Consider the following 20,481-nt stretch of genomic DNA (forward strand, 5'->3'; position numbering starts at 1 on the left):
CTTCGCTGACCGGCATGGCGCCGAACTTGTTCGCGCAGAGCAAGTCGCCCATCAAGGTCGGCATCCTGCACTCGCTCTCGGGCACGATGGCCATCTCGGAGACGTCGCTCAAGGATGTCGCGCTCATGACGATTGCCGACATCAACGCCAAGGGCGGCGTGATGGGCCGCCCGCTCGAAGCCGTGGTGGTCGACCCGGCGTCGAATTGGCCGCTCTTCGCGGAAAAGGCGCGTCAGTTGCTCACCAAGGACAAGGTCGCCGCCGTGTTCGGCTGCTGGACGTCGGTGTCGCGCAAGTCGGTGCTGCCCGTCTTCGAAGAACTCAACGGCCTGCTCTATTACCCGGTGCAGTACGAAGGCGAGGAGATGTCGAAGAACGTCTTCTACACGGGCGCGGCACCGAACCAGCAGGCGATCCCCGCGGTGGAATACGTGATGAGCAAGGAAGGTGGCGGCGCCAAGCGCTTCTTCCTGCTCGGCACCGACTACGTCTATCCGCGCACGACCAACAAGATTCTGCGCGCCTTCCTGCATTCGAAGGGCGTGGCCGACAAGGACATTCAGGAGGTCTACACACCGTTCGGCCACAGCGATTACCAGACCATCGTCGCCAACATCAAGCAGTTCGCCCAGGGCGGCAAGACCACGGTCATCTCGACCATCAACGGCGATTCGAACGTGCCGTTCTACAAGGAACTCGGCAACCAGGGCCTGAAGGCCACCGACGTGCCGGTCGTGGCCTTCTCCGTCGGTGAAGAGGAGCTGCGCGGCATCGACACGAAGCCACTCGTGGGACACCTCGCGGCATGGAACTACTTCATGTCGGTGAAAAACCCGACCAACGACGCGTTCAAGAAGGAATGGTTCGCCTACGTCAAGGCCAAGAGCCTGCCCGGCGGCGACAAGCGCGTCACCAACGACCCGATGGAAGCCACCTTCGTCGGCATGCACATGTGGAAGCAGGCCGTCGAGAAAGCGGGCAGTGTCGACGTCGACAAGGTACGCACCGCGATGATCGGCCAGTCCTTCAAGTCGCCGGACGGCTTCGACATGGTCATGGACGGCAACCACCACCTGCACAAGCCGGTGATGATCGGCGAGATCCGCCCGGACGGTCAGTTCAACGTCGTGTGGAAGACCAAGACCACGGTGCGGGCGCAGCCTTGGAGCCCGTACATCGCAGGTAACGAAGGCAAACCCGACAAGGTCTGACCCTCCTTTCATCCCCTGCGCCGGCGCCGCGTGAACGGCCGCCGGCGCGTGCAGAGGTTTTGATGATAACGATAAGACGCTGGACCGCTGCCGCCCTTGTCCTGCTCTCGCTGGGCGCTGCGCTGACCACTCCCTCCCTGGCGCATGCCGCCGTCACGAACGCCGACCTCACGGCGCTCGCAGGCGACGATTTCGACGCCAAGTCGCAAGCCATCGATCATCTCGCGTCCGACGGCTCGCCGCAGGCCACCGCGCTGCTCAAGGCACTGGCCGACGACACTGTCGTGACCGTGGGCGATCGCCTTGCCATCCAGGACGGCGAGACGACCCTCGACCCGATCACGGGCGCCCCGCTCAAGGGTGAGAACGCCGGATCGATCACGCTCAACAACGTGCTGCGCGCCAAGGTCGCCACGGCCGCCGCCGCCGGCGCCTTGCGCTCGCCCGATCATGACACCCGGGCGCAAGCCATCGACACGATGTTGCAGAACCCGTCGCCCGCGTTCAAGACGCTCGTTGAACAGGCGCGTCAGAAGGAAACCGATCCGGCGCTGCGCAAACGACTCGACCAGCTCTGGGCGCAGACGGCATTGCACGATGCCGACGCGACGAAGCGTCGTGAAGCCATCGATCTGATTGCCGCGACGGGCGATCCGCAGATGCGCGATCTGCTGCTGCCCATCGTCGCGAAGCAGGCGGACGGCACCTACGCAGAACCCGACGCCACTGTGCGCAGCGCCGCCGATATCGCGCTCACACAACTGGCCGCGGCGCAGCGCCGCAGCGAGTTCTTCGGCACGGTATTCGCCGGCCTCTCGCTCGGCAGCGTGCTGCTGCTCGCCGCGCTAGGCCTGGCCATCACCTATGGCCTGATCGGCGTCATCAACATGGCGCACGGCGAATTCCTGATGGTCGGCGCGTATACCACTTACGTGGTGCAGACGCTCTTCCAACGCTTCCTGCCGGGGGTTTTCGACGCCTATCTCGTGGCAGCCGTGCCTGCCGCCTTTCTCGTGGCCGCCGCCCTCGGCTTCGTGCTGGAGCGCACCGTCATCAAGCATTTGTACGGCCGTCCGCTCGAAACGCTGCTCACGACGTTCGGTATCAGCCTGCTCATGATCCAGGGCGTGCGCACGCTGTTCGGCGCGCAGAACGTCGAAGTGATCAATCCGTCGTGGATGAGTGGCGGCGTCGCGGTCTTGCCCAACCTGATGCTGCCGTACAACCGCATCGCGATCCTGATATTCGCGCTGGTGGTCGTGGCGCTCACGTGGTCGGTGCTCAACCTCACGCGGCTGGGGCTGTTCATTCGCGCCGTCACGCAGAACCGGTCGATGGCGGCCTGCGTCGGCGTGAAGACGGGACGCGTCGACAGTTACGCCTTCGCGTTCGGGGCCGGCATTGCCGGGCTGGGCGGATGCGCGCTCTCGCAGATCGGCAATGTCGGCCCGGACCTCGGGCAGAGCTACATCATCGACTCGTTCATGGCCGTGGTGCTGGGCGGCGTGGGACAGCTCGCCGGCACCATCGTCGGCGCGTTCGGACTGGGCATCGCCAACAAGCTGCTCGAACCCGTGTGGGGTGCCGTGCTCGCCAAGATCGCCGTGCTGATCCTGATCGTGCTGTTCATCCAGAAACGCCCGCAGGGCATGTTTGCGCTCAAAGGGCGCAGTGCGGAGGCCTGAATGCAGACGTCGAACTTCCTGCCCGAAGGGATCACCCCTTCGATCTCGCTGGACGTGCCGCCGCGCGCCCGCCTCCTGCCGAAGCATGTCGCGCCCTTGCTGCTCGTGTTCGTGCTGGCGGTGACGATTCTAGTGCCGGTGTGTGCGCTGGTGCTGCCGGCCACGCACCCGTTGCATCTGTCGGCCTACGCGATGACGCTCGTCGGCAAGATCATGTGCTACGCGATCGCGGCGCTCGCGCTCGATCTGGTGTGGGGCTATTGCGGCATCCTGAGCCTGGGTCACGGCCTGTTCTTCGCGCTCGGCGGGTATGCCATGGGGATGTACCTGATGCGCGGCATCGGGCGCGACGGCGTGTATCACAGCAACTTGCCCGACTTCATGGTGTTCCTCGACTGGAAGTCGCTGCCCTGGTACTGGACCGGTACCGAGCACTTCGCGTGGGCGATGTTTCTCGTCGTGGCACTGCCCGGCGTTGTCGCGTGGCTCTTCGGCTACCTCGCCTTCCGCTCTCGCGTGAAGGGCGTGTACCTGTCGATCATCACGCAGGCGCTCACGTTCGCCGCCATGCTGCTCTTCTATCGCAACGAGACCGGCTTCGGCGGCAACAACGGCTTCACCGACTTCAAGCGCATTCTCGGCTACTCGATCACGTCGGCCACCACGCGCACGGTGTTGTTTGTGGTGACGTTCGTGGTGCTGATCGGTGCGTTCCTGCTGTGCCGCGCGCTAGTCGTCTCGAAGTTCGGCCGCGTGGTCACCGCCATTCGCGACGGCGAGTCGCGCGCCATGTTCCTCGGCTACCGGCCGCTGAGCTACAAGCTGTTCGTGTGGACCTTGTCCGCCATGCTGTGCGGCATTGCGGGCGCGCTTTACGTCCCGCAGGTCGGCATCATCAATCCGAGTGAGATGGCACCCGTGAACTCCATCGAGATGGCGATCTGGGTCGCGATCGGCGGGCGTGGCTCGCTTGTGGGTGCGATCGCCGGTGCGTTCCTCGTCAACGGCGCGAAGAGCTTCTTCACGGCCTACTTCGCCGAATACTGGCTGTTCTTCCTCGGCGCGATGTTCGTGCTCGTGCCGTTGATGCTGCCGCAGGGCGTGATCGGACTCGTGACACAGCGCTCGCGCAAGCGCGCACAACAGGCGCAACACGCCCCGGCCGCCGCCGAAGGCGATGCGCCCCACCCCGTCACCGGAGACCGCGCATGAGGCCCGACACCGACATCAGTTGGCAGACCGCCGACGCGCCCGACGCGTCCGTCACCGTAAGCGGCGACCCCACGGGGATGTCGCACCTCGTGGTGCCGGGCGAGATCGACACGTCGCACGGTCTCATCCTCTACCTCGAGACCATCTCGGTCTCGTTCGATGGCTTTCGCGCCCTCAACGACCTGTCGCTGGCGATCAAAACCAATGAGCTGCGCTGCATCATCGGCCCGAACGGCGCGGGCAAGACAACGATGATGGACGTCATCACGGGCAAGACCCGCCCCGACGCCGGACGCGCCTTCCTCGGCCAGACACTCGACCTCACCCGACTCGATGAGCCTGCCATCGCGCAGGCGGGCGTCGGCCGCAAGTTCCAGAAGCCGACGGTGTTTGAGCACCACAGCGTGTGGGAGAACCTCGAACTCGCGTGTGCGGGCGACAAGCGCTGGTTCCGCGCGCTGTGGGACATGCTCACGCCGACCATGCGACGCCGCATCGAGGAAGTGCTCACGCTCACGCACCTGGAGCATCAGGCCCATGTGCGTGCTGGACAGTTGTCGCACGGCCAGAAGCAGCGGCTGGAGATCGGCATGCTGCTCATGCAGCAACCGCAACTCCTGCTGCTCGACGAACCCGCCGCCGGCATGACCGACGAAGAGACCGCGCAGCTCGCCGAGTTGCTCAACCGGCTGCGCGGGCATTGTTCGATGATGGTCGTCGAGCACGACATGGCGTTCGTCGCCGCATTGGCCGGCGAGACGGGGCTCGTGACCGTGATGGCCGAAGGGCGCGTGCTGGCCGAAGGCACGCTCGACGTCGTGCAGCGCGACGAGCGCGTGATCGAATCGTACCTGGGACGCTGACCATGCTGGAAATTCACGCACTCAATCAGTACTACAGCGGCAGTCACATTCTGCGCAACGTGGAATTCACAGTGCCCGAAGGACAGCTCACCGTGCTGCTCGGGCGTAACGGCGTAGGCAAGACGACACTGCTCAAGTGCCTCATGGGCGTGGTGCCCGTGAAGTCGGGCAGCATCGCGTGGCGCGGCACGACGCTCACGTCCGCGCCCCCGTATGCACGTGTGGCGCACGGCTTGGCATACGTGCCGCAGGGGCGCGAGATCTTCCCGCGGCTGAGCGTCGAGGAGAACCTGTTGATCGGGGCGGCGAGTCGGCCCGCGCGCGAGGCCAAGCGCGGTGTGCCAGATCACATCTACGAACTGTTCCCCGTGTTGCGCGACATGAAGCAGCGGCGCGGTGGCGACCTGTCCGGCGGGCAACAGCAACAGCTTGCGATCGGACGCGCGCTCATGAGCGACCCGCAACTGCTGATCCTCGACGAGCCGACCGAAGGCATCCAGCCGTCGATCATCAAGGACATCGGGGCCACGTTGCGGCGCCTTGTCGATGAGCGCGGCATGACGGTGTTGCTGGTCGAGCAGTATTACGATTTCGCGCTCCAGCTCGCGGATCACTATCGCGTGATGAGTCGCGGCGCCATCGTGGCGAGCGGTCTCGGCAAGGACATGGAGGCCGACGGCGTGCGGCATCAGGTGGCCGTGTGAAACGCATGCGGCAGGTTTCGATGTCGCGCCCAGGCGGCGCGTGCTAGATTCGCGCCATTCCTTGCCAAACCATGTTCATGAACTCCCTGCACACTCCCGGCGCGGGCTGGCATGCCGCGCTGACGCTGGGCTTCGCGCGCCACGACGCACGCACCGTCCTCGCCACGCGACGCCATCACGGCCCGCTCGTCGTCCAGAAATCGCTCCATCCGGAAGGCCCCGGTATTTGCCATGCCGTGGTCGTGCATCCGCCCGGCGGGATTGCGGGCGGCGACTCGCTGTCCATCGACGTCGATGTCGGTGACGACGCGCACGCCGTATTGACCACGCCCGGGGCAACCAAGTGGTACAAGTCGCAAGGCCGGTTCGGGACGCAGGAGATCACGCTCAACGTGCGCGACGGCGCGAAACTCGACTGGCTGCCGCTCGAGAACATCGTGTTCGATCATGCCGACGCTCGCCAGCGCATCACCGTGAAACTTGGCGAGAACGCGTCCGTCATTGGTTGGGACGCCACACTGCTCGGCCGCCAGGCGGCCGGCGAGCAATGGTCGCACGGCCGATGGCGCTCGAACTTCGAACTGCGCGACGCGACGGATCGTCTGCTGTGGGCGGAACAGGCCGTGCTTGGTGCCGACGACGCGCAACGTACCGGCACCACCGCGCTCGCCGGCTTCCCGGTCTTCGCCGCACTCTGGGCCGTGGGCGCCGCATGCACGCGCGAGTTGGCCGAGTCGCTCGCGCAAGGCCTGCCGTTCGACGACACGCTGCGCGCGGGCGTCACTTGCCTGCCGGGCAACGTGCTCGTGCTGCGCGTGCTCGGTCACGACATGGAAACGGTACGGCAATTGCTGGTCTCGCACTGGCTGACGCTGCGCCCGCTCGTCCACGGCGTCCCTGCCGAGCCGCTGCGCCTCTGGGCGACGTGATCCGACCTCCCGCCCGTCACAAGCACCACAATGGTGACGCGCACGGCGCCGCGTCACCCCCTCCGGTACGATTTCGCACCAACATTGGGCTCACTCCCGCCTTGCACCTCCTTTGCGCCGCCCGTTACAGCTCCCTTTTCCGCTCCCTCGCTCCCTTTTTCGCTCCCTTTTCGGCCCTCCCTGTACGCCCTTCCTCCCGGCCATGACTGCGCCGTGTTCCCGTTGCGCGCGCAGGATTTCGTCATGCTTCGCGACCCGCGGCATCGCCAGGCACGATTCCTGCTATGTCACTGTATCGACCGGTCAGACCAGATGCGCCGGCCGCCGGAACACTCCCGTTGCCGGAACGCTTCGCCCCCGATCCCGAGGTTACCGCTATGCTGCCGTTCCTTCGTAGTGCCTTCTCGCATGACACTGTTGCCGCCACGCTCGGCGCCCGCGCACGGGCTCGTCGCGCGTTCACCACGGCGATGCTCGCCGTCAGCGCCATCTCGGCCTTCGCCGTGGCAATGCCGCGCACCGCACACGCCGACGGACTCGACGACATCGTCAAGCGCGGCACCCTGCGCGTGGCCGTGCCGCAGGACTTCCCGCCGTTCGGCTCCATCGGCGCCGACATGAAGCCGGTCGGCTACGACATCGACGCCGCCGCGCTGCTGGCCAAGGGCATGGGCGTGAAGCTCGAACTGGTCCCGGTGACGAGCGCCAATCGCATCCCCTACCTCACGACGAACAAGGCCGACCTGGTGATCTCCAGCCTCGGCAAGAACGCCGAGCGCGAGAAGGTCATCGATTTCTCGCAAGCGTACGCGCCGTTCTACAACGGCGTTTTCGGACCGAAGGACATCGCGGTGTCCAAGCCCGCCGACCTGTCGGGCAAGACCGTCGGTGTGACGCGCGGCGCCGTCGAAGACCTCGAACTCTCGAAGATCGCCCCGGCCGACGTCACGATCAAGCGTTTTGAAGACAACAACGGCACGATCTCGGCGTTCCTCTCCGGACAGGTGCAACTGGTCGCCACAGGCAACGTCGTGGCGGCGGCGATTCTCGCCAAGCATCCGCCCAAGTTGCCGGAACCGAAGTTCCTCATCAAGAACTCGCCGTGCTTTGTCGGCCTGAACAAGAATGAGCCGAGGCTGCTTGCCAAGGTCAACGACATCATCGCCGCCGCGAAGAAAGACGGCGCGCTGAGCCAGGTCTCGCAGAAGTGGCTCGGCATGCCGCTGCCGGCCAATCTCTGATCCCGACGCCCGCCCCCTCGCGACTCCTCATCGGCTTCACATGCATTACGTTCTCGATTTTGCCGATCTGCGGCAATACCTGATGCTCTTCGTGCGCGGCGCCGCGCTGACCGTTGCGCTCACGGCCGTGTCCACGGTCGCGGGCGTCGCGCTCGGCGCGCTGTGCGCCGTCGCCCGCGAGGAGGGCCCGACGTGGCTCAAAGCCATCGCCGGCGCTTACGTCGAGCTGATCCGCAACACGCCGTTCATCGTGCAGCTCTTCTTCCTTTTCTTCGGGCTGCCGAGTCTTGGCCTGCATATCGACGAGACGACCGCCGCCATTCTCGCCATGAGCCTTAACCTCGGCGCGTACGCCACCGAGATCATTCGCGCGGGCATGCGTGCTGTGCCGCGCGGACTGTCCGAGGCCGGACTGTCGCTCGCCATGACGCGGGGTCAGATTCTGCGTCATGTGATCTTGCCGCAGGCTTTCGCCAAGGTGTTTCCGGCGCTCGCCAGCCAGATCGTGATCGTGATGCTGGGCTCGGCCGTCGTCTCGCAGATCTCCGTGCCCGATCTGTCGTACGCCGCCAACTTCGTCCAGTCGCGCACGTTCCGGGCGTTCGAGAGTTATCTGATCGTCACCGCGCTGTACCTCGTGCTCGCCATCGCCCTGCGTCGTGTGCTGATGCGCTGCGCACGACGCCTCTTTCGCGGTACCGTCAAGATCAAGGCAGGTGCCCGATGATCGAATTCTCGACGTGGGACATGCTGCACGGCCTGTTGCTCGCCGCACGCTGGACGCTCGCCCTCTCGGCCATCGCCTTCGTCTGCGGTGGGGTTGTCGCGCTGGCGTTGCTGGTCGTGCGCGTTGGACGTGTGTCCTGGGCGGCACGGGCCGTGGCGCTGTACATCGAAGTGTTTCAGGGCACACCGCTGCTCATGCAGTTGTTCCTGGTGTTTTTCGGCTTGCCCCTGCTGGGTCTGGAAGTCTCGCCGTGGGTCGCGGCCTCCGTGTGCCTCACGCTCTACACGAGCGCCTATCTGACGGAAATCTGGCGCGGCTGCGTCGACGCGATTCCGCACGGTCAGTGGGAAGCCTCGTCGAGCCTTGCCATGCGCTTCGGCGAGCAGTTGCGTCATGTGATTCTGCCGCAAGCGCTGCGCATTGCGATCGCCCCGACGGTCGGCTTCTCGGTGCAGGTCGTCAAGAGCACGGCGCTCGCGTCGATCATCGGCTTCGACGAACTCACCAAGACCGGCACCATGCTCACCAACGCGACGTTCCAGCCGTTCACCGTGTACGGCCTGGTCGCGCTGCTCTACTTTGCCGCCTGCTATCCGCTGTCGTTGTGGGCGCGTCATCTCGAAAGGAAACTCCATGTCGCTCATTGAAGTCAGGGGCATGCAAAAGCGCTTCGGCGAAACCCCGGTGCTCAAGGGCATCGACCTGGACGTCGAGCGCGGTCAGGTCGTGTCGATCATTGGCAAGAGCGGATCGGGCAAGAGCACATTGCTGCGCACGCTCAACGGCCTGGAGCGGTTCGATGCGGGCAGCGTCGCCGTCGAGGGCGTGCACGTCGGCGCGCGCGATACCGACCTGCGCGCGCTGCGCCTGAAGGTCGGCATAGTGTTCCAGCAGTACAACCTGTTTCCGCATCTGTCGGCCGGCGAGAACGTCATGCTCGCGCAGAAGGTGGTGAAGAAGACCCCGAGCGCCGAAGCCCGCGACGTGGCCCGCACCATGCTTGCCAAGGTAGGACTTGCCGACAAGTTCGACAGCTACCCGTCGCAGCTCTCGGGCGGTCAGCAGCAACGCGTGGCGATTGCCCGCTCGCTCGCCATGCATCCGGCGGTGATGCTGTGCGACGAGATCACGTCAGCACTCGATCCTGAATTGGTCGCCGAAGTATTGGGGGTGCTCGAAAGCCTTGCCGCCGAGGGCATGACGCTGATTCTCGTCACGCACGAGATGCGTTTCGCCCGTCATGTGTCGGATCGCGTGGTGTTCATGCATCAAGGCAAGATCTGGGAGTGCGGTGCGCCGGAAACCCTCTTCACGCAACCGGCAACGCCGGAGTTGCAGCGCTTTCTCTGCCAATGACGATGCCGCTGACCAACGTCTGCCGCCCTGTCGTTCCGCACAGTTTTGGTGCGGCGCGCGTGGGCGGCAAAACACAGTGGCGCACGCAGGAGCGTCGGCCTATGATGTGCGGCAGCGGCGACCGCCCCATGACCCTTTCGCATTGACGTCCCCCCGTTCCCGATGAAGCTCACTCCGCGCGAAAAAGACAAGTTGCTCATCTTCACCGCCGCCCTGCTCGCCGAACGCCGGCGTGCGCGCGGCCTAAAACTGAACTACCCGGAGGCCGTGGCATTCATCAGTGCCGCCCTCATGGAAGCCGCGCGCGACGGACGCACGGTTGCCGACCTGATGCATTACGGCACCACGCTGCTCTCGCGCGACGACGTGATGGAAGGCGTGCCCGAAATGATTCCGGACATCCAGGTCGAGGCCACGTTTCCGGACGGCACCAAGCTCGTCACCGTGCATCACCCGATTCCGTGAAAAGCGCGCACGAGGGAACGCCGAGCGTTCGGCGCGGGACATCGTCGCCGGTTGGCGAGCGTTGCCGCCCATTGCCGAGCGTGGCCCCCGCTTGCCGTTGCGTGCCGATCCGACGGCGTTTCGCTATCGTCGACAACCTCACCTAAAGGACGTCTCATGTCAGTGGCTCATCTCCAGAATGCCCATGAAACCCACCGCAAAGCCCAGGAAGTGACCGTCGCCCCCTCGGCCCCGCGTCGCACGCGCCATCGCGCGGCGCGCGTGGCGACAGGCCTCGCGCTGCTCGCTGCCTCGAGCGTGGCGCTCGCGCACCCCGGTCATCCGGGCCATGATGCGGCCGGCAGCTTCGTTGCGGGCTTCGTGCATCCGCTCACCGGCGCCGATCACCTTTGCGCCATGATCGTGGTTGGCCTGTGGAGCGCACTCACCTCGAAACGTGTCTGGCTCGCGCCGTTGGCCTTCGTCGCCATGCTGGCCGCAGGCGGCCTGCTCGGCATGTCGTACGGCGCAGCGCTGCCGGGCGTGGAGCCGATGATTGCCGTGTCGCTGCTCGTGCTCGGACTGATGCTTGCCACGCGCGCGAAGCTGCCCAGCGGAGTGGGCGCCGCCGTCGTCGGCGCCTTCGCGATCTTCCATGGCGTTGCGCACGGCGCGGAATTGCCGGCCGAGGCGAGCGCCATGCATTACCTGGCGGGTTTCCTGCTCGCGACCGGTGTATTGCACTGCCTGGGGATTGTCGCCGGTGTTGCGCTGCGTCACCGCACGGCCTGGTTGCCGCGCGTGCTGGGCGCCGGCGTGCTGGCCTACGGCGCGTCGCTGCTCGTCGCAGCGACCTGAGGTCGGCCACGGTCGCGCGCATTCCTCAATTCCTCCAAGAGACGCTCATGATTCCCGGAGAACTGTTGCCCGCCGCAGGCGACATCACGCTGAACGAGGGTCGCCCGACGCTCAGCGTGAGCGTTGCCAACACCGGCGATCGCCCGATCCAGATCGGCTCGCACTTTCATTTTTATGAAGTCAACGACGCACTGCAATTCGACCGCGAAGCGACGCGCGGCTTCCGTCTGAACATTGCGTCCGGCACCGCGGTGCGCTTCGAGCCGGGGCAACAACGCACGGTCGAGCTGGTGGCGTTGGCGGGCGAGCGCCGCGTGTTCGGTTTCGCCGGTCGTGTCATGGGGGCGCTATGAAGATTTCACGCCGCGCCTATGCGGAAATGTTCGGGCCCACGACGGGCGACCGGCTTCGGCTGGCCGACACGGAACTCATCGTCGAGATCGAGCGCGACTACACGATCTACGGCGAAGAGGTGAAGTTCGGTGGCGGTAAGGTGATTCGCGACGGCATGGGCCAATCGCAACGCACCCGCGCCGATGTTGTGGATACCGTGATCACCAACGCGGTCATCATCGACCACTGGGGCATCGTCAAAGCCGACATCGGGCTCAAGGACGGGCGGATCTGGGGCATCGGCAAGGCCGGCAACCCGGATATCCAGCCCGGCGTGACCATTCCGCTGGGCGGCGCGACGGAAGTGATCGCCGGCGAAGGCATGATCGTCACGGCGGGCGGCATCGACTCGCACATTCACTTTATTTGCCCGCAACAGATCGACGAGGCGCTGTCGTCCGGCGTGACCACGCTGCTCGGCGGCGGCACTGGACCGGCGACCGGCACGAACGCCACGACCTGCACGCCGGGGCCGTGGCATCTGGAGCGCATGCTGCAAGCCGCCGACGGCTGGCCGATCAATCTCGGCTTTCTCGGCAAGGGCAACGTCAGCCAGCCCGCCCCGCTGATGGAGCAGATCAAGGCCGGCGCCATCGGATTGAAGCTGCACGAGGACTGGGGTTCCACGCCGGCCGCCATCGACGCCTGCCTGTCGGTGGCCGATGCGACCGATACGCAGGTCGCTATCCACACCGACACGCTCAACGAGGGCGGCTTTGTCGAAGCCACCGTTGCGGCCATCAAGGGCCGCACGATCCACACGTACCACACCGAGGGCGCCGGGGGCGGTCACGCGCCGGACATCCTGAAAGTGTGCGGCGAGGCGAACGTGCTGCCGTCGTCCACCAATCCGACGCGGCCATACACCATCAACACGCTCGACGAACATCTCGACATGTTGATGGTCTGCCATCACCTCGACCCGGCCATTGCCGAAGACATCGCGTTCGCCGAATCGCGCATCCGTCGCGAGACGATCGCCGCCGAAGACATCCTGCATGACCTCGGCGCCCTGTCGATGATTTCCTCCGACTCGCAGGCGATGGGGCGCGTTGGCGAAGTCGTCATGCGCACGTGGCAGACCGCGCACAAGATGAAGGTGCAGCGCGGCGCGCTCGGCACCGACTCGGCGCAGGCCGACAACTTCCGCGTCAAGCGTTACGTGGCGAAGTACACGATCAACCCGGCGATCACCCACGGCATGGCCCATGAGATCGGTTCGGTGGAGGTCGGCAAATGGGCCGACCTGGTGCTGTGGGAGCCGGCGTTCTTCGGCGTGAAGCCGTCGTTGATTCTCAAGGGCGGGATGATTACGACAGCGCTCATGGGCGACCCGAATGCGTCCATCCCGACGCCTCAGCCGGTGCACTACCGAGAAATGTTCGGCGCGCGCGCCGGGGCGCTGGCGCGCACGTCGCTCACGTTTGTGTCGCAGGCGGCGTACGATGGCGACGTGGCTGGGCGCTATGGCCTGGCCAAGCGCATCGTGCCGGTGCGCAATATCCGGCAGGTGACCAAGGCCAACATGATCCATAACGACTGGCTGCCGCATATCAGCGTGGACCCGGAGACCTATCAGGTCATCGCCGACGGCCAGTTGCTGACGTGCGAGCCTGCGACCGTGCTGCCGATGGCGCAACGTTACTTCCTCTTCTGATCTATGCCGCAAGCCCCCGAATCGCCTCGCCCGGCGGATAATGCCGCCCCTTCGACGACGCTGCGCCGCGTCGAGAAACGCTTCGAGGCAGGACGCCTGGCCGCGCCGCTCATGCGGCGTGCCCCGGCGCTCGTACTGCCGTTCGACGCGCGCAGCAAGAGCCGCCTGCGCGCCACGCTGGAGACCGGCGAAGAGGTCGCCCTTTTCCTGCCACGCGGCACCGTGCTGCGCGGTGGCGATGGCCTCGTGGCCGACGACGGCGGCCTCATTCGCGTGGAAGCCGCCCCCGAGACGGTGCTGCTGGTGACGGCCGCCACGCCACTCGCCCTCACCCGCGCGGCCTACCACCTCGGCAACCGGCATACCCCGGTCGAGGTGGGCGATGGCTATCTCAAGCTCGAATACGATCCGGTGCTGCGCGACATGTTGCTGCGACTCGACGTCGACGTCGCCGAAGCGCTGATGCCGTTCGAACCCGAAGCAGGGGCCTATGGCGGCGGCCACAAGCACGGTCACGACGCGACCTTCGACGAAGACATGGCGCTCGCCCAGCGCGTGTTCCATGAGCATCATGGACATTCGCATGAGCATGAGCATGAGCACGACCACGGGCATGGGCATGGGCATGGGCATGATCTTGACCATGATCACGGCCATGTTCACGGCCCGGGGTGCCATCACGATCACGCGGCGGTTCACGTGCATGGCCCGGATTGCGCCCACTCGCACGCTCACGACGATCATCACGGCCGTGCCCATGTTCACGGTCCCGATTGCGGGCATGACCACGCCCATACGCCGGACAGCGCCACTGCCGGCAATGCGCCTTTCCCTGTGAGTCCGACCGATGACGGCAAGTCTGGCCAGTCCTCTCGCTGAACCGGTCGCCAGCGCGCCGTTGCAGTCGCTCGCCGCGCTGTTGCATCTCGCCTCTCCGGCGTTGCCCATCGGCGCGTTCAGTTATTCACAGGGGCTCGAAGCCGCAGTGGAACATGGCATCATCCACGATGCCCCGAGCGCCGAGCGCTGGATTGCCAGCCAGCTCGACGGCGTGTTCACGACCGGCGAGATGGCCCCGCTCGCCAGACAGTGGCGCCACTGGCAAGCGGGCGATGTCGCGTCGCTCTCCCGTGTCAACGATTGGTTGCTCGCGACGCGCGAGGCGGCCGAACTGCGCGCGGAAACCGAGCAGATGGGCTGGTCGCTTACGCAACTGGCGCTGTCCCTCGAATGGGGAAACCCGGTACAACGGGAGCACCTGTCCTCGTTGCGTCCCATCGCGCTGCCGACAGCCTTCGCCTTCGCGGCGTTGACGCATGGCGCCCCGCTGGCGGACATGCTCGTCGCTTACGCGTTCAGTTGGCTCGAGAACCAGGTGGCCGGCGCGCTCAAGGCCGTACCGCTCGGACAATTGGCCGCGCAACGGGTGATCATGGCCTTGCGTCCCCGCGTAGTGGCGGCAGCCCACCGGGCGGCGGCGTTGCCCGACGACCAGATCAATACGTTTTCCCCGGCGCTCGCCATTCTCGCGTCGCGTCACGAAACACAGTACTCACGCCTGTTTCGTTCGTGAGTCGCGATACGTCGCGACTTCGATTTTCGTCATTTCGTTATTTCGTTATTTCGTCATCTTTCCTTTTCTCCGCCACCCACGACATTCGCCATGACGACTTCTGCCAACGCCCGTCGCACCAAGAAGAATCCGCCGCTGCGTGTCGGCATCGGAGGCCCGGTCGGCTCCGGCAAGACCACCCTGACCGAGATGCTCTGCAAAGCCATGCGCGAGCGCTACGATCTCGTCGTCATCACCAACGACATCTATACGAAGGAAGACCAGCGCCTGCTCACGGTGGCCGGCGCGCTGGCGCCCGAGCGCATCCTTGGCGTCGAGACGGGCGGTTGCCCGCACACGGCCATCCGCGAAGACGCGTCGATCAACCTCGAAGCGGTCGAGCGAATGCTTGACCGCTTTCCCGACGCCGACGTGGTCTTCATCGAATCGGGCGGTGACAACCTCGCAGCCACGTTCAGCCCCGAACTCTCGGACCTCACGATCTACGTGATCGATGTCGCCGGTGGCGAGAAGATCCCGCGCAAGGGCGGCCCGGGTATCACCAAGTCCGATCTCCTCGTCATCAACAAGACCGATCTCGCGCCCTACGTCGGGGCCTCGCTCGACATCATGCGTTCTGACACGCAGAAGATGCGCGGCATGCGTCCGTTCGTCATGGGGAACATGAGGGAAGGCAAAGGCCTTCAGGAGATCATCAGTTTTATCGAGGCGCGGGGGATGCTGGCTTGAGGTCATGCACGAAGCCGCCGGCCGGAAATCCGTCAGTCGTGGAATGGGGAGTCCCTGGGAGGCCAGGGACGACTGACGTTGTGTAGTTTGAGGATGGTGACTTTGTTCTCCTTTAGACGGTAGATGGTTCGGTATCGCTTGTGAGAAACCAGTTCTCGGGTATCGGGTATCGGGTAAGCGCCCGGGACGCCCAATGGCAGGAAAGACGCGCAGTGTTTTCACTGCGCGTTTCAGCGAATCTTCAAAATCAAGGGAGACGTGAAGGTTGAAATTCTCCAGCGACATCCTGACGATGATGCGGTCCCTTTGGGCATGCGTTGACCATTGGATCGTTGCAATCACAGCCGTTTCAGAACGCTCCGTCTCCATGCCTCAGCCTCGGCACTGACCACCTCATCGGGTACCGTGCGACCGGCGTCGGCGTCCCGTAGCCCCATGAGGATGCCCACGAACTCGTCGACATGAATCTCGCTGGGGTCGTGCGGGAATTCGAAATACGCTTCGTTGAGGTCGATGGAACATCCGGTCTTGACGACCTCGCTGGGCAGCTTGCGGCCGGCCGCCACGTCGGCAAGTCCGCGGATCGTCGCGTCGTAGAGGATCTGCGCCTCTTCTTCAACGCTGAGCGCGTAATGCTCAACGGACTCAACGGACTCAACTGACTCAACTCGCTCAGCGGGCTCAGCGGGCTCAGCGCGTGCAGAGCGCTCGGAAGACATGGAAGGCATGGCATGCACCGGCACTTGGCGTGCGACGAGATCGGCGCTTTGATCGACAACTGGCATCGTGACTCCTGACTAGGATTTAGGCGGGGGCCACTCACACGAGTGTTACCAAATTAATCGTCCGGGATGGGGGAGTCAATCGGGTGGGCTTGTTTCTCGGGCGATTCCTAGCGGGATCGCCCGTCTGCCTCAGGTTCGCTTCAGACTACCGCTGCGCCACGGAAAATCCGTGTTCACGCAACAGTTGCAACACGCCATGCGGGCCGCCGAGATGGAGCGTGCCGATGGCGACGAAGACCGGCTTGCCCGGGTCCGCCAGAAACAGCATGCGCGCGAGAAAACGCCGATTACGCGAGTACAGGATGCGCTCGTCGATGGCATCTGCCAGCGCCACGTTGCGCCGCACTTGCGCCGACTTGCTCTGCGACCAGTCGAACACCAGTTCGGCATCCCCCGCTCGCCACAGGCGGTGCAACGCTTCGACCTGCGCCGTGGCCGTCTTCGGTGTGAGCACCAACTCCTGCGCCAGCAGTTCATTCTGCTGGGCCGACGTCAGTCCGGTGAAGGCATCCATCTGCTCGGCCAGCGATTCGAGACCGACGATGCGGCCGCGATAGATGTTCTCCAACTGGTTCTCGGTGCCGTACTCCGTTTGCAGATCGGCCCCCATCGAGTCCAGCGTCTCGACGAGCAACGCCGCCAGCCAGGGACGCATATGACGAATCTCGGCAAGCATCGCCGGATTGCCCTTGAGCCGCGCGCGCAGCTTACGCCACAGCGGCGCCGGAATCAGCCTCGGCAGACACGCGCGTGGGCACATGCCGTACTTCTGCACGTCGTCCTGGGACATCGTCAGATCGTCGGGCGACAACTCGAACGCCACCACCGAGGACACGCGCAGCGCATCGACCACGACTTTGCGAAACGGGTAGTCGTCCGGCTTGCCAACGTGCAGGGTGCCCATCACGTAGAGGGTCATGTCGCCCTTGCGGGCTTCGTAGAACGGAAGATTGGCGCCGGGCGGCGATTCGCCCGGCTCGGGAACGACCAGCGGCAGCGTTCGCGGCGCCACGACGCGCGGCGTGACGCTCGACGCCGCGTCCAGCGTGAAGGCGAACGTCATCAGCAGGCAACCGAGCAGCCAGCCGGCCAAGGCAACGCCCCGACTCACATGCGTCGCGCGTGGTGGTCCACCCAATCTCGTCATCCCTCAATGTCTTCAACCCGATGGCACGCCACCAGACGCGCCTCGAGCCTGCGCAGTTGCGGCACTTCTTCGCGGCAACGGTCTATTGCGTACGGACAGCGCGGCGCAAACGCACACCCCGGCGGCGGCCGCAACGGCGACGGCAGCTCGCCGATCAGCGCAATCTTCACGCGCCGCTCGGCCGCCTTGATCGCCGGCGTCGCCGACATCAGCGCCTTGGTGTACGGATGCAGCGGCTTGCCGAACACGGCGGCCTTGGGGCCGTGTTCGACCGCGCGGCCGAGATACATCACCATGACGTCGTCGGCCACATGCTCGACCACCGCGAGATTATGCGACACGAACACGTAACTCGTCGCGTATCGGTCCTGCAAATCCATGAAAAGATTCAGGATCTGTGCCTGAATTGAGACATCCAGGGCCGAAACCGGCTCGTCGGCGACCACGATGGCCGGCGACAGGATCATCGCCCGCGCAATCGCCACCCGCTGCCGCTGCCCGCCCGAGAACATGTGCGGATAGCGCGCCACGTGCTCCGGGCGCAGACCCACGGTGCGCATCATCGCGGCAATCGTCTCGCCTCGCTCGGCGCGGCTCGCCGACGTGTTGATGGCCAGCGGCTCGTCGAGGGCCTGTCCCACCGTCTTGCGCGGGTTGAGCGACGCGTACGGGTTCTGGAACACCATCTGGATGCGCGTGCGCAGCGGCGCCAGTTCGCCCGCCGACGCCGCCGTGGTCTCGGTCGCGTCGACCACGAGTCTGCCGGACGTCGGCGCTTCGATCAATGTGAGCACCCGCGCCAGCGTCGATTTGCCGCACCCCGATTCGCCGACCACGGCCAGCGTGCGGCCGGCCGTCAGCGTGAACGACACGCCGTTGAGCGCCTTGACGGTGGCCTGCGGGCGCATGAACCCGCGGTTCACCGAATAGAAGCGTGTCAGATCCTGCGCGGCCAGCACCACACGGCCGGCGTCGCGCCCGGCATCGTCCGCGGCCGGCGCCGACGGCGTTCCCGGCGGTGTCGCGAAAACGGTTTCACTCATTGCCCGCCTCCCGTCGTCTGTTCGACCGCCGCCGCATGCGGCAGCGGCTTGAAGCATCGCACCTGCGGCGCGTCCACCGCATTCGGCCCGACATAGGGTGTCAGCGCGGGGGGCACCGTGCGGCAATGCTCGTCGGCATACGGACACCGCGGCGAGAGCAGGCAGCCCGCCGGGCGATCGTCGCGCCCCGGCACCACGCCCGGCAACGTGCGCAGTCGCCTGACGCCCCGGTTATGCTCGGGAATCGCCGCGAGCAGCGCCTCCGTGTAGGGATGATGCGGGGCGTCGAACAGCGCCGGCACCTTCTGGTCCTCGATCACCTGCCCGGCATACATGACCGCCACCCGGTGCGCGACTTCGGCCACCACGGCGAGATCGTGCGAGATCAGCACGAGCGCCATGCCGTGATCCTGCTGCAACTGCAGCAGCAAGGCCATGATCTGCGCCTGGATGGTGACGTCGAGCGCGGTAGTCGGCTCGTCGGCAATCAGCAGCTTCGGGCGGCAGGCGATCGCCATCGCGATCATTACGCGCTGGTTCATCCCGCCGGAGAGTTGATGCGGATAAGCGCCGACCCGGTTCGCGGCATCGGGAATCTCGACCTGCTCCAGCAGCTCGACAACGCGATCGCGCAACGCACGACCCCGCAGCCCCATGTGACGGCGCAACACCTCACCGATCTGATAGCCGACGGTGTAGCTCGGGTTGAGGCTGGAGAGCGCGTCCTGAAAGATCATCGACACATCGCGCCCGACGATGCCACGCCGCTCGCGCGCCGACGCGCGCAGCAGATCGCGGCCGTCGAAGCGCACTTCGTCGGCGCTCACACGGCCCGGCGCGTCGATCAGCCCCATGAGCGCGAGCATCGTCACGCTCTTGCCGGAACCGGATTCGCCGACCACGCCAAGAATCTCGCCCTGGCCGACGTCGAGGTCGATGGCCTCGACGGCGCGCGCGCCGTCGAAGTCGACCGAAAGATTTCGAATGGAGAGCAGACTCATGCGATTCGCTTCAGTTTGGGGTCGAGTGCATCGCGCAGGCCGTCACCGACCAGATTGATGGCAAGCACCGAGATGACGATCGCAAGCCCCGGCAGCGTCACAATCCACCAGGCACTTTCCATGTAGTCGCGCGCGGACGCGAGCATCGAGCCCCACTCAGCGAGCGGCGGTTGCACGCCCAGGCCGAGAAAGCCGAGCGCCGCCGCATCGAGAATCGCCACCGAGAAGCTCAGCGTGGCCTGCACGATAAGCGGCGCCGCGCAGTTGGGCAGCACCGTCGAGAACATCAGCCGCAAGGTGCCCGCCCCCGCCATACGCGAAGCAATGACGTACTCGCGCTGCAACTCGCCGATTGCCGCCGCGCGCGTCAGACGCACGTACGCCGGCAGCGTCACAATCGCAATGGCGATGGTCGTGTTGGCAAGGCCCGGGCCAATCACGGCCACCACGGCCACCGCCAGCAACAGCGACGGCAGCGCCATCATCATGTCCATCAACCGCATGATCGGCGTGTCGAGCCAGCGCGGAAAGAACGCCGCCAGCAGCCCGAGCAGAATGCCCGGAATCAGCGAGAGCACCACCGACGACAGCCCGATCCAGAACGACAGACGCGCGCCGTAGATCAGTCGCGAAAGAATGTCGCGCCCGGCTTCGTCGGTCCCGAGCAGGAACCGAAGGTTGCCGCCGTCGAACCACGCGGGCGGGATCTTCACGAAGTCGCGATATTGCTCGATGGGACTGTGCGGCGCGATCCAAGGCGCGAATATCGCCGCCACGAACATCGACAACAGCACGATGGCCGCGGTCGTTGCGCCACGATTGGCGGTGAAGCTGCGCAGGAACTCCCGGAACAAACGCGCACGAGGCGTGGCCGTCACGGCGGCGGGAGGCGGCAGCGTGGCCGGTGTATCACTCATGATTGA

21 protein-coding genes and 1 pseudogene are annotated in these 20,481 nt (G+C 65.4%); 17 read left to right on the plus strand and 5 right to left on the minus strand.

Annotated features, from left to right (window positions below; translation table 11 throughout):
• Positions 1-14 precede the first annotated feature (14 nt).
• The 17 genes and pseudogenes from urtA (at position 15) to ureG (ending at position 15,582) form a co-directional block, all read left to right on the plus strand.
• On the plus strand, positions 15-1,211 hold the full coding sequence (gene urtA / locus PEP31012_RS07130; RefSeq protein WP_425494937.1) for an urea ABC transporter substrate-binding protein: 1,197 nt from the start codon (positions 15-17) through the stop codon (positions 1,209-1,211).
• A gap of 62 nt (positions 1,212-1,273) precedes the next feature.
• A complete protein-coding gene (gene urtB, locus PEP31012_RS07135; RefSeq protein WP_150588610.1) occupies positions 1,274-2,896 on the plus strand; it encodes an urea ABC transporter permease subunit UrtB in 1,623 nt (540 codons plus the stop codon).
• The gene (urtC, locus tag PEP31012_RS07140; protein WP_150588611.1) at positions 2,897-4,108 is read left to right on the plus strand and encodes an urea ABC transporter permease subunit UrtC; all 1,212 of its coding nucleotides are present in this window, start codon (positions 2,897-2,899) and stop codon (positions 4,106-4,108) included. It begins immediately after the preceding gene.
• A 77-nt stretch (positions 4,109-4,185) separates the two neighbouring features.
• Positions 4,186-4,971 (plus strand): urea ABC transporter ATP-binding protein UrtD, encoded by a 786-nt coding sequence (gene urtD, locus PEP31012_RS07145; RefSeq protein ID WP_246171195.1) that lies wholly within the window; start codon positions 4,186-4,188, stop codon positions 4,969-4,971.
• Positions 4,972-4,973: 2 nt separating this feature from the next.
• A complete protein-coding gene (gene urtE / locus PEP31012_RS07150; protein ID WP_150588613.1) occupies positions 4,974-5,675 on the plus strand; it encodes an urea ABC transporter ATP-binding subunit UrtE in 702 nt (233 codons plus the stop codon).
• A 77-nt stretch (positions 5,676-5,752) separates the two neighbouring features.
• Positions 5,753-6,604, plus strand: coding sequence for an urease accessory protein UreD (locus PEP31012_RS07155; protein ID WP_150588614.1), 852 nt, complete (start codon positions 5,753-5,755; stop codon positions 6,602-6,604).
• Positions 6,605-7,074: 470 nt separating this feature from the next.
• Positions 7,075-7,845, plus strand: a complete 771-nt coding sequence (locus PEP31012_RS07160) for a transporter substrate-binding domain-containing protein (RefSeq protein WP_150588840.1) — start codon at positions 7,075-7,077, stop codon at positions 7,843-7,845.
• 40 nt (positions 7,846-7,885) lie between these two features.
• The gene (locus tag PEP31012_RS07165; RefSeq protein ID WP_150588615.1) at positions 7,886-8,572 is read left to right on the plus strand and encodes an amino acid ABC transporter permease; all 687 of its coding nucleotides are present in this window, start codon (positions 7,886-7,888) and stop codon (positions 8,570-8,572) included.
• The gene (locus PEP31012_RS07170) at positions 8,569-9,219 is read left to right on the plus strand and encodes an amino acid ABC transporter permease (RefSeq protein ID WP_150588616.1); all 651 of its coding nucleotides are present in this window, start codon (positions 8,569-8,571) and stop codon (positions 9,217-9,219) included. Before PEP31012_RS07165 ends, PEP31012_RS07170 begins: the two co-directional genes overlap by 4 nt.
• Entirely contained in the window at positions 9,206-9,928 is a 723-nt protein-coding gene (locus tag PEP31012_RS07175; RefSeq protein WP_150588617.1) for an amino acid ABC transporter ATP-binding protein, read from the plus strand. Before PEP31012_RS07170 ends, PEP31012_RS07175 begins: the two co-directional genes overlap by 14 nt.
• A gap of 162 nt (positions 9,929-10,090) precedes the next feature.
• Positions 10,091-10,393, plus strand: coding sequence for an urease subunit gamma (locus PEP31012_RS07180; protein WP_150588618.1), 303 nt, complete (start codon positions 10,091-10,093; stop codon positions 10,391-10,393).
• Positions 10,394-10,654: 261 nt separating this feature from the next.
• Positions 10,655-11,230 (plus strand): HupE/UreJ family protein, encoded by a 576-nt coding sequence (locus tag PEP31012_RS07185; protein WP_150588841.1) that lies wholly within the window; start codon positions 10,655-10,657, stop codon positions 11,228-11,230.
• 47 nt (positions 11,231-11,277) lie between these two features.
• A complete protein-coding gene (locus PEP31012_RS07190; RefSeq protein ID WP_150588619.1) occupies positions 11,278-11,583 on the plus strand; it encodes an urease subunit beta in 306 nt (101 codons plus the stop codon).
• Positions 11,580-13,280, plus strand: coding sequence for an urease subunit alpha (ureC, locus tag PEP31012_RS07195; RefSeq protein ID WP_150588620.1), 1,701 nt, complete (start codon positions 11,580-11,582; stop codon positions 13,278-13,280). Before PEP31012_RS07190 ends, ureC begins: the two co-directional genes overlap by 4 nt.
• A gap of 60 nt (positions 13,281-13,340) precedes the next feature.
• A pseudogene (gene ureE, locus PEP31012_RS07200) lies at positions 13,341-14,024 on the plus strand (urease accessory protein UreE); the annotation flags it as partial.
• A gap of 103 nt (positions 14,025-14,127) precedes the next feature.
• Positions 14,128-14,853 carry an urease accessory protein UreF gene (locus PEP31012_RS07205; protein ID WP_150588622.1) on the plus strand — a complete coding sequence of 242 codons (726 nt, stop codon included), beginning with the start codon at positions 14,128-14,130 and terminating at the stop codon, positions 14,851-14,853.
• Between the two features lie 90 nt (positions 14,854-14,943).
• Entirely contained in the window at positions 14,944-15,582 is a 639-nt protein-coding gene (gene ureG, locus PEP31012_RS07210) for an urease accessory protein UreG (protein ID WP_150588623.1), read from the plus strand.
• 338 nt (positions 15,583-15,920) lie between these two features.
• On the opposite strand, the gene PEP31012_RS07215 is transcribed toward ureG, so the two are convergent.
• The 5 genes from PEP31012_RS07215 to PEP31012_RS07235 all read right to left on the minus strand — a co-directional run bounded on the left by PEP31012_RS07215 (position 15,921) and on the right by PEP31012_RS07235 (position 20,475).
• Positions 15,921-16,367: a hypothetical protein gene (locus tag PEP31012_RS07215; RefSeq protein WP_150588624.1), complete on the minus strand. Its 447-nt coding sequence runs from the start codon at positions 16,365-16,367 to the stop codon at positions 15,921-15,923.
• 145 nt (positions 16,368-16,512) lie between these two features.
• Positions 16,513-17,478 (minus strand): TraB/GumN family protein, encoded by a 966-nt coding sequence (locus PEP31012_RS07220; protein ID WP_150588625.1) that lies wholly within the window; start codon positions 17,476-17,478, stop codon positions 16,513-16,515.
• Between the two features lie 32 nt (positions 17,479-17,510).
• Positions 17,511-18,557, minus strand: coding sequence for a dipeptide ABC transporter ATP-binding protein (locus tag PEP31012_RS07225; protein ID WP_246171173.1), 1,047 nt, complete (start codon positions 18,555-18,557; stop codon positions 17,511-17,513).
• A complete protein-coding gene (locus tag PEP31012_RS07230; protein ID WP_150588626.1) occupies positions 18,554-19,558 on the minus strand; it encodes an ABC transporter ATP-binding protein in 1,005 nt (334 codons plus the stop codon). Before PEP31012_RS07230 ends, PEP31012_RS07225 begins: the two co-directional genes overlap by 4 nt.
• Positions 19,555-20,475, minus strand: coding sequence for an ABC transporter permease subunit (locus tag PEP31012_RS07235; RefSeq protein WP_150588627.1), 921 nt, complete (start codon positions 20,473-20,475; stop codon positions 19,555-19,557). The genes PEP31012_RS07230 and PEP31012_RS07235 overlap by 4 nt, the downstream gene beginning before the upstream one ends.
• Positions 20,476-20,481 lie beyond the last annotated feature (6 nt).

The organism is Pandoraea eparura, assembly GCF_902459725.1.
Classification (GTDB): domain Bacteria; phylum Pseudomonadota; class Gammaproteobacteria; order Burkholderiales; family Burkholderiaceae; genus Pandoraea; species Pandoraea eparura.

Bases quoted from the DNA above. Each gene is read 5' to 3' on its own strand.
- urtA (WP_425494937.1), top strand. From the start codon at position 15: ATGGCGCCGAACTTGTTCGCGCAGAGCAAGTCGCCCATCAAGGTCGGC.
- urtB (WP_150588610.1), top strand. From the start codon at position 1,274: ATGATAACGATAAGACGCTGGACCGCTGCCGCCCTTGTCCTGCTCTCG.
- urtC (WP_150588611.1), top strand. From the start codon at position 2,897: ATGCAGACGTCGAACTTCCTGCCCGAAGGGATCACCCCTTCGATCTCG.
- urtD (WP_246171195.1), top strand. From the start codon at position 4,186: ATGTCGCACCTCGTGGTGCCGGGCGAGATCGACACGTCGCACGGTCTC.
- urtE (WP_150588613.1), top strand. From the start codon at position 4,974: ATGCTGGAAATTCACGCACTCAATCAGTACTACAGCGGCAGTCACATT.
- PEP31012_RS07155 (WP_150588614.1), top strand. From the start codon at position 5,753: ATGAACTCCCTGCACACTCCCGGCGCGGGCTGGCATGCCGCGCTGACG.
- PEP31012_RS07160 (WP_150588840.1), top strand. From the start codon at position 7,075: ATGCTCGCCGTCAGCGCCATCTCGGCCTTCGCCGTGGCAATGCCGCGC.
- PEP31012_RS07165 (WP_150588615.1), top strand. From the start codon at position 7,886: ATGCATTACGTTCTCGATTTTGCCGATCTGCGGCAATACCTGATGCTC.
- PEP31012_RS07170 (WP_150588616.1), top strand. From the start codon at position 8,569: ATGATCGAATTCTCGACGTGGGACATGCTGCACGGCCTGTTGCTCGCC.
- PEP31012_RS07175 (WP_150588617.1), top strand. From the start codon at position 9,206: ATGTCGCTCATTGAAGTCAGGGGCATGCAAAAGCGCTTCGGCGAAACC.
- PEP31012_RS07180 (WP_150588618.1), top strand. From the start codon at position 10,091: ATGAAGCTCACTCCGCGCGAAAAAGACAAGTTGCTCATCTTCACCGCC.
- PEP31012_RS07190 (WP_150588619.1), top strand. From the start codon at position 11,278: ATGATTCCCGGAGAACTGTTGCCCGCCGCAGGCGACATCACGCTGAAC.
- ureC (WP_150588620.1), top strand. From the start codon at position 11,580: ATGAAGATTTCACGCCGCGCCTATGCGGAAATGTTCGGGCCCACGACG.
- PEP31012_RS07205 (WP_150588622.1), top strand. From the start codon at position 14,128: ATGACGGCAAGTCTGGCCAGTCCTCTCGCTGAACCGGTCGCCAGCGCG.
- ureG (WP_150588623.1), top strand. From the start codon at position 14,944: ATGACGACTTCTGCCAACGCCCGTCGCACCAAGAAGAATCCGCCGCTG.
- PEP31012_RS07215 (WP_150588624.1), bottom strand. From the start codon at position 16,367: ATGCCAGTTGTCGATCAAAGCGCCGATCTCGTCGCACGCCAAGTGCCG.
- PEP31012_RS07225 (WP_246171173.1), bottom strand. From the start codon at position 18,557: ATGAGTGAAACCGTTTTCGCGACACCGCCGGGAACGCCGTCGGCGCCG.
- PEP31012_RS07230 (WP_150588626.1), bottom strand. From the start codon at position 19,558: ATGAGTCTGCTCTCCATTCGAAATCTTTCGGTCGACTTCGACGGCGCG.
- PEP31012_RS07235 (WP_150588627.1), bottom strand. From the start codon at position 20,475: ATGAGTGATACACCGGCCACGCTGCCGCCTCCCGCCGCCGTGACGGCC.